This window comes from Devosia sp., assembly GCF_028290645.1.
Taxonomy (GTDB): Bacteria; Pseudomonadota; Alphaproteobacteria; order Rhizobiales; family Devosiaceae; genus Devosia_A.
Genome location: NZ_JAQGJL010000179.1, coordinates 1 through 13,066 on the forward strand (window position 1 = coordinate 1; position 13,066 = coordinate 13,066).

General features: G+C 66.4%; 16 protein-coding genes. 8 read left to right on the forward strand and 8 right to left on the reverse strand.

Annotated elements, in window-relative coordinates; genetic code table 11:
- Window positions 1-196: 196 nt before the first annotated feature.
- Together JWQ89_RS09910 and JWQ89_RS09915 are read right to left on the reverse strand one after the other, a co-directional pair.
- Window positions 197-628, reverse strand: a complete 432-nt coding sequence (locus JWQ89_RS09910; RefSeq protein ID WP_299640575.1) for a cupin domain-containing protein — start codon at window positions 626-628, stop codon at window positions 197-199.
- A gap of 36 nt (window positions 629-664) precedes the next feature.
- Window positions 665-1,486: a bifunctional allantoicase/(S)-ureidoglycine aminohydrolase gene (locus JWQ89_RS09915; protein ID WP_299640577.1), complete on the reverse strand. Its 822-nt coding sequence runs from the start codon at window positions 1,484-1,486 to the stop codon at window positions 665-667.
- Between the two features lie 130 nt (window positions 1,487-1,616).
- Here JWQ89_RS09915 and JWQ89_RS09920 point away from each other — a divergent pair, with 130 nt between their 5' ends.
- From JWQ89_RS09920 to JWQ89_RS09930, 3 genes are all read left to right on the forward strand, one after another.
- Window positions 1,617-2,075: an SRPBCC family protein gene (locus JWQ89_RS09920; protein WP_299640578.1), complete on the forward strand. Its 459-nt coding sequence runs from the start codon at window positions 1,617-1,619 to the stop codon at window positions 2,073-2,075.
- 75 nt (window positions 2,076-2,150) lie between these two features.
- Complete coding sequence (locus JWQ89_RS09925) at window positions 2,151-2,345, forward strand: hypothetical protein (protein WP_299640581.1); 195 nt, start codon at window positions 2,151-2,153, stop codon at window positions 2,343-2,345.
- A gap of 3 nt (window positions 2,346-2,348) precedes the next feature.
- Window positions 2,349-2,567: a hypothetical protein gene (locus JWQ89_RS09930; RefSeq protein ID WP_299640583.1), complete on the forward strand. Its 219-nt coding sequence runs from the start codon at window positions 2,349-2,351 to the stop codon at window positions 2,565-2,567.
- 180 nt (window positions 2,568-2,747) lie between these two features.
- Here JWQ89_RS09930 and JWQ89_RS09935 read toward each other — a convergent pair whose 3' ends face one another.
- The 6 genes from JWQ89_RS09935 to puuE all read right to left on the reverse strand — a co-directional run bounded on the left by JWQ89_RS09935 (window position 2,748) and on the right by puuE (window position 7,187).
- Window positions 2,748-3,467 (reverse strand): DNA alkylation repair protein, encoded by a 720-nt coding sequence (locus tag JWQ89_RS09935; RefSeq protein WP_299640585.1) that lies wholly within the window; start codon window positions 3,465-3,467, stop codon window positions 2,748-2,750.
- Window positions 3,468-3,474: 7 nt separating this feature from the next.
- Window positions 3,475-4,041 (reverse strand): SRPBCC domain-containing protein, encoded by a 567-nt coding sequence (locus JWQ89_RS09940; RefSeq protein WP_299640587.1) that lies wholly within the window; start codon window positions 4,039-4,041, stop codon window positions 3,475-3,477.
- 94 nt (window positions 4,042-4,135) lie between these two features.
- The gene (locus JWQ89_RS09945) at window positions 4,136-4,594 is read right to left on the reverse strand and encodes a VOC family protein (protein WP_299640590.1); all 459 of its coding nucleotides are present in this window, start codon (window positions 4,592-4,594) and stop codon (window positions 4,136-4,138) included.
- A gap of 109 nt (window positions 4,595-4,703) precedes the next feature.
- Window positions 4,704-5,183: an SRPBCC family protein gene (locus JWQ89_RS09950; RefSeq protein ID WP_299640592.1), complete on the reverse strand. Its 480-nt coding sequence runs from the start codon at window positions 5,181-5,183 to the stop codon at window positions 4,704-4,706.
- Between the two features lie 11 nt (window positions 5,184-5,194).
- Entirely contained in the window at window positions 5,195-5,551 is a 357-nt protein-coding gene (locus JWQ89_RS09955; RefSeq protein ID WP_299640594.1) for a metalloregulator ArsR/SmtB family transcription factor, read from the reverse strand.
- Window positions 5,552-5,768: 217 nt separating this feature from the next.
- Window positions 5,769-7,187, reverse strand: coding sequence for an allantoinase PuuE (puuE, locus tag JWQ89_RS09960; RefSeq protein WP_299640596.1), 1,419 nt, complete (start codon window positions 7,185-7,187; stop codon window positions 5,769-5,771).
- A 212-nt stretch (window positions 7,188-7,399) separates the two neighbouring features.
- Here puuE and uraH point away from each other — a divergent pair, with 212 nt between their 5' ends.
- From uraH to JWQ89_RS09985, 5 genes are all read left to right on the forward strand, one after another.
- Window positions 7,400-7,756 (forward strand): hydroxyisourate hydrolase, encoded by a 357-nt coding sequence (gene uraH / locus JWQ89_RS09965; protein WP_299640597.1) that lies wholly within the window; start codon window positions 7,400-7,402, stop codon window positions 7,754-7,756.
- Window positions 7,757-7,939: 183 nt separating this feature from the next.
- Window positions 7,940-9,403 (forward strand): xanthine dehydrogenase small subunit, encoded by a 1,464-nt coding sequence (gene xdhA, locus JWQ89_RS09970; protein ID WP_299640599.1) that lies wholly within the window; start codon window positions 7,940-7,942, stop codon window positions 9,401-9,403.
- 136 nt (window positions 9,404-9,539) lie between these two features.
- Window positions 9,540-11,870, forward strand: coding sequence for a xanthine dehydrogenase molybdopterin binding subunit (gene xdhB / locus JWQ89_RS09975; protein WP_299640601.1), 2,331 nt, complete (start codon window positions 9,540-9,542; stop codon window positions 11,868-11,870).
- Between the two features lie 154 nt (window positions 11,871-12,024).
- Window positions 12,025-12,903 (forward strand): xanthine dehydrogenase accessory protein XdhC, encoded by an 879-nt coding sequence (gene xdhC, locus JWQ89_RS09980; RefSeq protein ID WP_299640603.1) that lies wholly within the window; start codon window positions 12,025-12,027, stop codon window positions 12,901-12,903.
- Window positions 12,890-13,066: ATP-binding cassette domain-containing protein (locus JWQ89_RS09985; RefSeq protein WP_299640604.1), on the forward strand; the 177-nt coding region annotated here is incomplete at its 3' end. The genes xdhC and JWQ89_RS09985, both read left to right, overlap by 14 nt.

The window sequence follows — 13,066 nt, forward strand, 5'->3', positions numbered from 1 at the left end:
GGAGCCGCAAGGGGGGAGGGCGGTGATGTCGGGGGGGAGGGTTTTCATGTTGAAGCAGAGAGCCCCCTCCCGGCCTCCCCCACAAGGGGGGAGGTGAAGAGTCGAGTTTGTGGCGTGATGGTGCCAAAGCCACCGGCGGGCACCTCCCCCTTTATGGGGGAGGCCGGGAGGGGGCTCTCTGCCCCAGTCATCCCCATCACGGCGCCTCCACCTTCACCGTATTCGCACTCGTCCCGCCCCCCATATACACAGCGACCAGCTTCATCGGCACTGTGCCGGTATTGGTGCCGTTATGGGCCCAGCCGACCGCCTCGAGCACCGCCTCGCCGGCTCGGTAGGTCTTCTTGCCCTTGGTGCCGTAGTCGACCGTCAGCTCGCCTTCGAGCACGTAGGCGAAGAGCGGCACTTCGTGCTCGTGCCAGCCGGTCTCGCCGCCGGGCGGGATGGTGACGATGGCGGAGGTGATGTTCGGCGTTCCCGCTGGATAGGCCAGCGGCGTGCCCAGCACGTCGGTGCTGCCCTGGACCAGCGGGGTCAGGAGGTTCTGGTAGGTCTGTGGCGCCAGGTCCTCGGCGTAGCCGGGGAGGGTGAACGCCAGCAGCGCGACGACGGCCAGTCCAATACGCATGCTCTGTCCTCGGTGGAGATTGTCCGGAGCCGGACGCTAGAGCGCCAGCTTCATGTGGCGATTGACGTCCTTGTACAGCAGGTAGCGGAAGCGGCTGGGGCCGGCATAGCAGGCCTGCGGGCAGAAGGCGCGCAGCCACATGAAGTCCCCGGCCTCGACCTCGACCCAGTCGCGATTGAGCCGGTACACGGCCTTGCCCTCGAGCACATAGAGGCCGTGCTCCATCACATGGGTCTCCTCGAACGGGATCACCGCGCCGGGCTCCAGCGTGACGATGTTGACGTGCATGTCGTGCCGGATGTCGGTGGGGTCAACGAAGCGGGTGGTGCCCCAGCGGTCGCCGGTACCGGGCATCCAGCGGATCGGCACGTCCTGCTCGTTGGCGACAAAAGCCGCGGGCACGTCGATCCCATCCACGAGCTCGTAGCGCTTGCGCACCCAGTGGAAGCGCAGCGGCGCCGCCGTCCTGTTGTCGAGCGTCCATCTGCAGCTGGGCGGCAGGAACGCGTAGCCGCCGGGCATCAGCACATGCGGCTGCCCATCGATGGTGATCGAGGCCTCCCCTTCGACCACGAACAGCACGCCCTCGGCGTCGGCATCGGGTTCCGGCCGCTGGCTGCCGCCGCCGGGGAGGACCTCCATCACGTATTGCGAGAAGGTTTCGGAGAAGCCGGTCATCGGGCGGGCGAGGACCCAGGCCCGGGTGTCCTGCCAGTGCGGCAGGTAGCTGGTCACGATATCCCGCATGACCCCGCGCGGGATGAGCGCGTAGGCCTCGGTGAAGACGGCCCGGCCGGTATGGAGCGCCGTCTGGTCGGGGAGGCCGGCAATCGGGCCGGCATAGGTGGTGGAGGCCATGGGACACAAATTATCGTGGCTGGTAAACCCTCTTAGCGCAGAAGCCGGTGGGCGGACAGTGGGGCGAAGCGTTAGGGTATGGTGCGATCGTGCCGTTCCCACCGACGGCCAAGGCAAGGAGGACATGCAGATGGACTTGAAGCTGAAAGTGTCGGGCCGCATCGCCAAGCCCGTCGGCGAGGTGTTCGAGGCGGTGGTCGATCCAGGCAAGCTCTCGGGATATTTCACCACCGGCGGGGCGAAGGGACGGCTCGAGACCGGGGCGACGGTAACGTGGGATTTCGCCGATTTCCCGGGTGCCTTCCCGGTGCAGGTGGCCGAAGTCGAGACCAACAAGCGGATCGTCCTCCACTGGGGCGCGGCCGAAGGCACGGCTTCCGACCCGAGCGGCAAGACCACCGTGACGATGCGCTTCGAGCAGCTCGACGACGGCCGGACGCTGGTGACGATCACCGAGGAAGGCTGGCGCGAGACGCAGAAGGCGCTCGATGCCTGCATCGGCAATACCGAGGGCTGGACCGGGATGCTGTGTGCGCTGAAGGTCTACCTAGAGCACGGCATCAACCTGAGGGATGGTTTCTACAAATAGCGACGAGCCGGCTTCGACTTAAGGCGAGGCTGCGCGGTCAGAAAAAGTTTAGAAATCAGGTGCAGATTCGCCACCATGACCAGCCAGTCGCACCAAGAACCACACCGCCCGCTGCTCGACCCCCAACAGTTCGAGGAGGCGGGACGCCAATTCCGGCTCTGGCTCGACCGGCTGCTCGGCCACGCCCCGCCCGAGGAAGATACCGAGATCGCCTGGGAAGACGGCGAGCCGATGGACGACCGGCACAACGGCCAGTTACCCGGGCACTGACAGATGGATTGGCTCCGCGACTTCCAGCAGTCGTTGCGCGAGCCGGTCTTCTGGTTTCTCTCCACCTTCTGGCCGGTTGTCGGCGTCGTCGTGCTCGCCGGCCTCGGCTGGCTGGTGGCCAGCGCGACAGTAAGGAATCGCGGTGTGGGCGGGGACGGCAGCACCGATGCTTTTAGTGATTCCGACGGCGGAGATGGCGGCGACGACGGAGGCGGGGACTGATCCCGCGGTGATCGCCTTCTCCCCTTGTGGGAGAAGGTGCCCGAAGGGCGGATGAGGGGGCTCTCTCCGCGTCCTCCTAGCCCGTCGCTTCGCTCCGGTCTCACGACTCTGCGTGTCGCGGACCCCTCATCCGGCGCTGCGCGCCACCTTCTCCCACAAGGGGAGAAGGCAACTGGTGCCTCACCCAGCCTTCCCCATCGCGAGATAGTGCGCGCGCTCCTCGGCCGAATAGTGCTCGAGAGCATTTCGCAGCATGATGCGCGGCATGCGCGCGGCGTGCCTGTCGAGAAAGCCGTTCAGCGCCGGGCGCTGGCCATCGGCCGAGCGCAGCATCCAGCCGACCGCCTTGTGGATCAGGTCCTCCGGATCGTCCATCAGCAACTCCGAGATGGCGAAGGTATCGTCGAGCTGGCCGTGCCGGATGAACGCGAACGTTGCGAGGATGGAAGTGCGGCGCTCCCACATGCTGTCGGATTTCGCGAGGCGATAGAGCGCGTCGCGCGGCCGGTCGACGAGGTGCGGGCCGATGACGTGCCAGGCGGCGAGATCGACGAGGTCCCAGTTGTTGATGCGATCGTGCCGGCGCAGATAGAGGTCGTAGAGCTCCTGCCGACGCTCGGGCGTGGTCTTCCTTGCCGCGTACTGCTTGGCCATGATGCTCATGGCGGCGGCGCGGGCCTCGTGGATGTCCGCCTCCATCAGCTTCTCGATCTCCGCCGGCGGCGTCAGCACGCACTCCTTGGCCAGCGCAAAGACGTGGCCCATGCGCACGCCGATGAAGGTGTCGCCGTGGGCGTACTCGCCCTCGCCGAACTTGAAGTAGCGCCGGTACTTTTCGAGCTCCTCGTCCGACCGCAGGGCATGCAGCCGGTCGAGGATGGCGTCGGCGGTCAGCTCCATTCGCGCCTCAGAAGGTTTGGCCCATCTGATCCATAACCTGCTCGAGTCCCAACCGCGAATACTCCATCAGCATCTTCGATGTGGTGGTGTGCTCGGTGATGGTGACGACGGTCCTGCCGCCCTCGGGCACCAGGGTGACGACCGTCGCGACGTCGCGCGGGAACTCGGGCGGCATGCCGGCCGTCGCCGGGTCGATCAGGTTGCCGTCCTTGTCCGAGAGGTTCTGGACATACTCGATGCGCTCGTCGGGAACGACCCTCGTGTACTCCCACCGCATCCACTGGTCATGACCCTCCGGCGAGCGCATCAGGACGACCGAGAAGCCGCCCTCGCGCACGTCCATCCGCGCCTCAGGGCACGTCCAGGGGCGGGGCGCCCACCACTTCGTCACCTCGGCATCCTCGGTCCAGGCGCGCCAGACGCGCTCGGGCGTGGCGTTGAAGGTGCGGGTGACGGCGACGTCGTCGGTGACGAGCTCGGGCACGGCTGTGGCCTCCTCGGCGAGCGGCTGGCGGATAGGCAGGAATGGACCTGCGAGGCTCGCTGCGGCAAGGATCAAGGTTCGGCGCTGCATTTGTCCGTCTCGATATCGGGTAAGCCGGTCCCGGCCGCGCGCCAGCGATGGCGCGCGGGATTCCGGTCTCGCGATGGCTGTGGTTCAGTTCCGGCTAGCTGCCGGCATAGGCCTTCTGGATGTCGGCCACGATGATCTTCTTCATCTTCAGCATGGCCTGCATGGCGCGGCCGGCGCCGGCGCGGTCGCTGCCGGCGAGGGCTTCGGGGAGCTGCCTGGGGACGATCTGCCAGCTGAGGCCGTACTTGTCCTTGAGCCAGCCGCACTGGCTCTCCTCGCCGCCATCGGCGGTCAGGGTGTTCCAGTAGTAGTCGACCTCCTCCTGGCCGTCGCAATCGACGGTGAACGAGATCGCCTCGGTGAACTTGAAGTCGGGGCCGCCGTTGAGCGCCATGAACTCCTGGTCCTTGAGGCGGAACGTCTTGGTAATGGAGCGGCCATCCGGATAGTGCTGGGTGTCGTGGATTTCGGCGTCCTTGAAGGTCTTGACGTAGAAATCGACCATCTCGTCGATGCGGTCGTCGATCCACAGGCAGGGCATGATCTTGGGCATTTTTCAGTCCTCTCGTTTGACGTTCTTGGGGTTGAGTTCTCCCGTTCGCTGAGCGGGGAACGCACAGCGGCGGAAATGGTCGTGGTCGTCGTCGTTAGTCGAAGCTGGCTCAGGCCGTGAGGCGTTCGGCCAGCAATTCCTCGAGGCGCTTGAAGCCCATCTCCATGCCTTCGGCCATCGGCGTGGCCCTGGCGCCGTCGCGGGCTTCCTTGGTGGCGTAGAGGACGGTCACCACCGAGGTGGTGACGCCGTTCTCCTCGGTGAGGCGGTTGGTGACGATGGTGGTGCCGCCGGTCCAGTCCATGTCGTAGATTTCGTTGGTCTTGATCCAGTCGGGGCGGGTGATCTCGAGCACCTCGCCGGACGAACCCATCTCCATGCCATCGGGGCCCCTCGTGACGAAGCGCCACTTGCCGCCGACGCGGGCGTCGAACTCGCAGGTGATGAACACCCACTCCGCGGGCCCCAGCCAGCGGCGGATCAGCGCCGGGATGGTCCAGCAGTCGAAGACGAGGTCGGCCGGCGCCCGGAACGAGCGGGTGACGCAGATCTCGCGGTCCGAGGGCAGGGTGATGGTGAGCGGCTGCATGTGGCGTCTCCTCAGTTCTTCTTGTCGCCGTTGGGGGCGAACCGCTGCAACTCGTCGAGCAGGCTGTCGAGCCGCTGGTAGCTCTGTTCCCAGAACTTGCGATAGGTCTCGAGCCAGCCCACCGCATCGGCGAGCGGCAGCGCCTCGATCTTCACCGGCCGGCGCTGCGCATCCCTGCCGCGCGAGACCAGCCCCGCATTCTCCAGCACCTTGATGTGCTTGGAAATGGCCGGCTGGCTCATGTCGAACGGCGCGACAAGTTCATTCACCGTTGCCTCGCCCTCAGCCAAGCGCGCCAGGATGGCGCGCCGCGTCGGGTCCGCAAGCGCGGCAAAGGTGAGATCGAGCTGGGAGGCGGTGGCATGCATTTCATAACCTGATCGCTATATAACAATACGGTTATGATTGATGTAGCGGGAGATGTCAAGGGGTGTTCGAGGGCCGGTGGCTGTCGACCCCCACCCCTGTCCCCTCCCCCAGAAGTAGGGGAGGAAGACCAAGGCACTGACTCCGGTGGAAGGGTCTCCCTCCCCATGTTTAGGGGGAGGGGACAGGGGTGGGGGTCCACCCGCACCAGCCCAGCGGCTAGGCACCCAATATCTGCCCGATCCGCAATTCCGCGATCCGCTCCACCTGCCGGCACGCCGTCGCGAACTCCGTCTCCCGCGCGTTCGCCAGCCGCGTCTCGAACGCCCGCATGATCTGCGCCTTGGTGTTGTCCCGAACCGCGATGATGAACGGGAAGCCGAATTTCTCCACATAGGCGCGGTTCATGTCCCCGAACCTCGCCCGCTCCGCGTCGGTCAGCGCATCGAGCCCGGCCGAGGCCTGCTCCGACTCCGATTCCGAGGTCAGCCGCTTGGCCGCAGCGAGCTTGCCGGCCAGGTCGGGGTGGGCCTTGAGGACCTCGAGCCGCTCCTCCTCGGTTGCGCTGCGGAACACCTGGCACATCAGCGCATGAAGCCCGATGGCGGTGTCGTGCGCCGGGCCCATCTCGCGCTTGAACGCCCGCTCGGCCACCCACTCCGAATGCTCGAACACGTTGCCGAACAGCTGGGTGAAATCATCCAGGGCCAGTTCGGACGGCACGATTTCCGGTTTCACGTACGGATGCGTCTTCAGCCAGTGCTCGGCGATATCGATGCGCTTGGCGATCCACACCTTTTCCTTGCCCATGATGTACTCGACGAAGCGCTTCAGCCCGGCAAAGCGCCCGGGCATGCCGACGAGCCGGCAGTGCAGCCCCAGCGAGATCATCTTGGGCGAGCCGGCCTGGCCCTCCTCGTAGAGCACGTCGAACCAGTCCTTCAGCAGCTGGAAATATTCCTCGCCATTGGCAAAGCCCGAGGCGGTGGTGAAGCGCATGTCGTTGGACGCCAGCGAATAGGGAATGATCAGCTGCGGCGCGCCGAAATGCTCGCGGTAGTAGGGCAGATCGTCGTCGTAGGTGTCGGACACATAGGTGAAGCCGCCTTCCTCGCTGGCGAGATCGACGGTGTTGATCGAGGTGCGGCCGCAATACCAGCCGGTGGGGCGCGTCCCGACGACTTCGGTGTGAAGTTTCACCGCCGCGTGCAGGTCCTCCCGCTCGTGCTCGATGTCATAGTCCTTGTAGTCGATCCATTTCAGCCCGTGGCTGGCGATCTCCCAGCCGGCGTCGAGCATGGCCCTGACCTGCATGGGCGAGCGCTGCAGCGCCGTGGCGACCCCATAGACGGTGACCGGCAGGTCGAGCCCGGTGAACAGCCGGTGCAGCCGCCAGAAGCCGGCGCGGGCGCCGTATTCGTACATCGATTCGACGTTCCAGTGGCGCTTCCCCGGCCAGGGGACGGCGCCGATCACGTCGACGAGGAAGGCCTCCGACGCAGCGTCGCCATGGAGGATATTGTTCTCCCCGCCTTCCTCGTAGTTCAAGACGAACTGCACCGCGACATGCGCGCCGCCGGGCCACTGGGCGTTGGGCGGATTGGGGCCGTAGCCCTGCAGGTTGCGGGGATAACGCATTCAATCACCTCGATCGTTGTTGCAGATTTATCGCCGGGGCTTGAGGCTGCGGCAAGAGCGCCAAAAGTGGACCAGTTGGTAAAAAACCCGCCGCCACCCCCTTGGAACGGCGGCCGATATGCACAATAGTCAGGCAATCTTGATGCAATGCCTCAACGGCAAGCGGCGGCCGTGGGGGCAGCCCGGCGAGCAGGGCGAAGGAAACCAGACCAATGGCGGGTGCAGCACGCCTGACGACGCACGTACTCGATACGACACATGGCAAGCCCGCCGCCGGCATGCGGTTCGATCTGTTGATGGTGCATGGCGACCACACGCACCATATACTATCGGGACACACCAATGCCGATGGGCGGGCAGATGCGCCCCTGCTCGAAGGCGACCGGTTCCACCTGGGCAGCTACGAACTGATCTTCCATGTGGGGCAGTATTTCGAGCGCCTCGGGGTGGAAATCAAAACCCCGTTCCTCGACATGGTGCCGATCCGCTTCGTGATGAGCGAGATGGAGCACTACCACGTGCCGCTGCTCGTGTCGCCCTATGGGTACTCGACCTATCGGGGAAGTTGAGATGATAGTGGGAATTCTCGGATGTCTTCCTTCTCCCCTTGAGGGAGAAGGTGCCCGAAGGGCGGATGAGGGGTACCGCATCGCTGGCGATGCGCGATCCGAGCGGAGCGAGGAGCGATACCCCTCACCCGGCGCTGCGCGCCACCCTCTCCCTCAAGGGGAGAGGGAAGGGAGAGCATGCCAATGACTGAAACCCGCAATCACCTCCGTTTCATCCTCAATAACGAGGATATCGTCCTCGACAGCCTCCCCGCGACCCGGACGCTGCTCGATTTCCTCCGCCTGGACAAGCGGCTGGTTGGCTCCAAGGAAGGCTGCGCCGAGGGCGATTGCGGGGCCTGCACGGTGCTGGTCGGGCGGCTCAGCGGCGACGAGCTGGTCTACGAATCGGTCAATGCCTGCATCTGCTTCGTGGGCTCTCTCGATGCGACGCATGTGGTGACGGTGGAGCATCTCTCCGCCGCCAACGGGCCGCTGCACCCCGTGCAGCAGGCGATGGTCGACCATCACGGCAGCCAATGCGGCTTCTGCACCCCGGGCATCGTGATGTCGCTCTATGGGCTCTGGATGACGGACGCCGATCCCACGACCGGCGCCATCGAGACGGCGCTGCAGGGGAACCTCTGCCGTTGCACCGGCTACACACCGATCATCAAGGCAGGCAAAGCCATCTCGGCCTATGGCGCGGTAGCGGCCGATCCGCTGGTGATGGAGCGGCAGTCGATCAAGGCGCGGCTCCTCGCGTTGCGCGACGGCAAGCGGGTCGAGCTCGGGGAGGGCAGGGACCGGCTGATCGTCCCGGCTTCGGCCGACGACCTGGCCGAAGTCTATGCAGCCAGCCCGACCGGCACTCTGGTGTCGGGCGCCACCGATGTCGGCCTCTGGGTCACCAAATTCATGCGCGACATCGGGCCGATGATCTTCATCGGCGAGGTGCCGCAATTGCACCGGATCGAGGAAACCGACGGCGCGCTGAAGCTCGGGGCAGGGGTGACCTACACCGAGGCCACCGGCGCCATCGTGAAGCGGTTCCCGCAGCTCGAAGAGCTCTGGATGCGGATCGGCGGCGCCCAGGTGCGCAACATGGGCACCATCGGCGCCAACATCGCCAACGGCTCGCCGATCGGCGACACCCCGCCGCCGCTGATGGCGCTCGGCGCCTCGATCACGCTCCGCAAAGGCGATGTCCGGCGCGAGGTGAAACTCGAGGATTTCTTCATCGCCTATGGCAAGCAGGACCGGCAGCCCGGCGAGTTCGTCGAGAGCGTGACCATCCCGTCATTGCCGGAGGGCGAGCAGTTCGCCTGCTACAAGATTTCGAAGCGCAAGGACGAGGATATTTCCTCGCTCTGCGGCGCCTTCCGGCTGCGCCTCGAGGGCGGCGCGGTTGCGTCCGTGACGATCGCCTTTGGCGGCATGGCGGCGACGCCAAAACGCGCCAAGGCGGTCGAGGCGGCGCTGCTGGGCAAGGCGTGGACGGTCGGCACGGTGGAAGCGGCACTGCCGGCTTTCGCCGAGGACTACCAGCCGCTCACCGACATGCGCGCTTCGGCCGAGTACCGGCTACTGGCAGCGCAGAACCTGCTGCGGCGGTTCTTCCTCGAAACGACAGGCGCCGGCGAGCGGCTGACGAGGGAGGTGGCGTAATGGGTTGTATACTGCGCCACCCCCACCCCCAGCCCCTCCCCTCAAGGGGGAGGGGAGCGTGCGGCTCCTGCGCCTCCCTCCCCCTTGAGGGGAGGGATCGAGGGTGGGGGTCCATCGGCGATCACGGAGGTCGCCCGTGAACAAGCAATCCCCCATCACCGCCTCGCCGCTCCACGTGTCCATCCCGCACGACTCCGCCAGCAAGCAGGTCGCCGGCCGGGCCGAGTATGTCGACGACCTGGTCGAGCCCGAGGGCACCCTGCACGCGTATCTCGGCCTCGCCACCCGCGCCCATGCCGAGATCGCCTCGATGAACCTCGACGCGGTGCGCAGCGCGCCCGGCGTCATCGGCGTGCTCACTGCCGTGGACATCCCGGCCGAGAACGACGTCAGCACGGTGCACAAGCACGACGAGCCGGTGTTCGCCTCGACCCACGTCGTCACCTGGGGCCAGCCGCTGTTCGCTGTGATCAGCGCCAACCGCGAGGCGGCGCGGCGGGCGGCCAAGCTGGTGAAGATCGAGTATCGCGACCTGCCGCATGTCACCGATGTGGACGCGGCGATCGCGGCCGGCGGCAAGCTCGTCACCGAGCCGCTGAAGCTCGAGCGGGGCGATGTGGACGCCGGCCTCGCTGCCTCCCCGCGCCGGGTCAAAGGCCGTGTGCGGATCGGCGGGCAGGAGCATTTCTACCTCGAAAGCCAGGCGGCGCTCGCCGTTCCCGGCGAGGACGACGAAGTCACCATCCACGCCTCGACCCAGCACCCGACCGAAATCCAGGTGATGGTGGCGCAGGTGCTCGGCATCCCGCATGCGGCGGTGACGGTGAACATGCGCCGCATGGGCGGCGGCTTCGGCGGCAAGGAAACGCAGGGCAACCTCTTCGCGGTGGTGGCGGCGGTTGCGGCCAAGAAGTTCAATAAGGCGGTGAAGATCCGCCCGGACCGCGACGACGATTTCCAGATCACCGGCAAGCGCCACGATTTCGCCGTCGACTACGATGTCGGCTACGACGACAGCGGCAAGATCCAGGCGGTGACCGCGACCTATGCGGCGCGCGCCGGCTACTCGGCCGACCTCTCGGGCCCGGTGACCGACCGGGCGCTGTTCCATGCCGACAACGCCTATTGGTACCCCGCAGTGCGGGTGAACTCGCTGCCGCTCTTCACCAACACGGTGTCGAACACCGCCTTCCGCGGCTTCGGCGGCCCGCAGGGGATCATCGCGGCGGAGCGCTGGATCGAGGACATCGCCTACGCGCTGGGCAAGGACCCGCTCGAGATCCGCAAGGCCAATTTCTACGGTACCGACACCGACAACGTGACCCCCTACCACCAGGTGGTGGAGGACAATGTCATCCACCGGGTCATCGATGACCTCGAGAAGAGCTCCGACTACCAGGCGCGCCGCGCCGCGATCCTGGCGTTCAACCAGACCAGCAGGGTGCTGAAGAAGGGCATCGCCATGGTGCCGGTGAAGTTCGGCATCTCGTTCACCGCCACCTGGCACAACCAGGCCGGCGCGCTGGTGCATGTCTATCGCGATGGTTCCATCCATTTGTCCCACGGTGGTACCGAGATGGGGCAGGGCCTCCACATCAAGGTGATGCAGGTGGTCGCCGACGCCTTCGGCGTGCCGGTCGATCGCGTGCAGATCACCGCCAGCAATACCGGCAAGGTGCCCAACACCTCGGCGACCGCGGCTTCGTCCGGCACCGATCTCAACGGCATGGCGGCGCTCGATGCTGCCAACCAGATCAAGGCGCGAATGGCGGCGCACGCGGCGTTCATCTACGAAGTCGAGCCCAAGGACGTGCAGTGGGAATTCGGCGGCATCCGAGCCGGCCAGCAGTTCGTGCCGTTCGACGAACTCGCCACATCGTGCTGGATGAACCGCGTCCAGCTCTCGGCCGCCGGCTTCTACAAGACGCCGAAAATCCATTGGGACCGCGCCAGCGGCCGCGGGCATCCGTTCTACTATTTCGCCTACGGCGCCGCGGCGTCCGAAGTGACCATCGACACCCTCACCGGCGAGTACCAGATCGACCGCTCGGACGTGCTCGAGGATGTCGGCCGCTCGCTCAATCCGGCGATCGATATCGGGCAGGTGGAAGGCGGCTTCATCCAGGGCGTCGGCTGGCTCACCACCGAGGAATTGTGGTGGGACGACAAGGGCCAGCTCCGCACCCACGCCCCCTCGACCTACAAGATCCCCCTCGCCTCCGATGTGCCGCGCATCTTCAACGTGCGGCTCGCGGACTGGAGCATCAACAAGGAGCCGGCGATCGGCCGTTCCAAGGCCGTCGGCGAGCCGCCGCTGGTGCTCGGCTATTCGGTGGTGGAGGCGCTGTCGATGGCCGTCGCCTCGGTGGCGGACTACAGGATCGCGCCGCAGCTCGACATGCCGGCAACGCCCGAGCGGGTGCTGATGGCGGTCGAGCGGATGCGGAAAGAAGTGGTGAAGACGTGAGGGCGGTGGCTGTGGACCCCCACCCCTGTCCCCTCCCCCACGGGGGGAGGGAGACCCTCCGCGTCCGTCCCCGTAACCACTCGCTCCGCGCAAGCGGCTCCATTGTCTCCCTCCCCCTCCTTGGGGGGAGGGGACAGGGGTGGGGGGCCATACGATGACCCTATCGGTGGCCACCCTCCGCGCCTTCCTCGCCACCCACCCCGCGGCCATCGTCGCCGAACTCACCGCCGTCCGCGGCTCTTCCCCCCGGGCCGCCGGCACCTTCATGCTGGTCTCGCCCGACGCCCAGATCGGCACCATCGGCGGCGGCGCCCTCGAATACATGGTCATCGACCGCGCCCGGCAGGTGCTGCGCAACGGCGAGCATGAGGACAGCCTCGATATCCCCCTCGGGCCCGAGATCGGCCAATGCTGCGGCGGCCGGGTGGATGTCTCGCTGAAGCGTCTCGCCCCGGCGATCGCCGCCAGCCTCATCGCGCGGCTCGAAGCCGAACTCGCCGCCCGGCCGCATGTCTACCTCTTCGGCTCGGGCCATGTCGGCCACGCGCTTGCGCTCGCACTGTCGGCACTGCCCCTCCGCGTCCACGTCGTCGACACGCGGCCCGACGAACTCACCAACCTGCCCGAAAACATCGAGACCCACGCCGTGGCGATGCCCGAGGCCGTGGTCCGCGGCGCGCCCGGTGGCAGCAGCTTCGTCATCCTCACCCACGACCACGCGCTCGATTTCCTCATCGCCGCCGAGGCGCTGCAGCGCACCGATGCGCCCTATGTGGGCATGGTCGGCTCGAAGACGAAAAAGGCCCGCTTCCGCAGCTGGTACCTCTCCGAAGGCTACCCCGCCGCCGCGCTCGACAGGCTCGTCCTCCCCATCGGCGGCAAGGCGTTCCCCGGTGGAATCGGGGACAAGCGGCCCGAGGTCATCGCGGCGCTGGCGGCGGCGGAGATTTTGGTCCACATTGGCGGCCGGGAAGTCACTGCACTGCGTGCGCGGCCGGTTACGACACAGTCGGGAGCCGTTGTTGGAGACTAGCCTCACCCCTCGCCTCGAGCTCGCCGGCATCACCAAGCGCTTCCCCGGCGTCCTGGCGAACGACAATGTCAGCTTCGCGGTCAAGCCGGGCGAAATCCACGCGCTGCTCGGCGAGAACGGGGCGGGCAAGTCCACCCTCGTCAAGATGATCTACGGCATTATG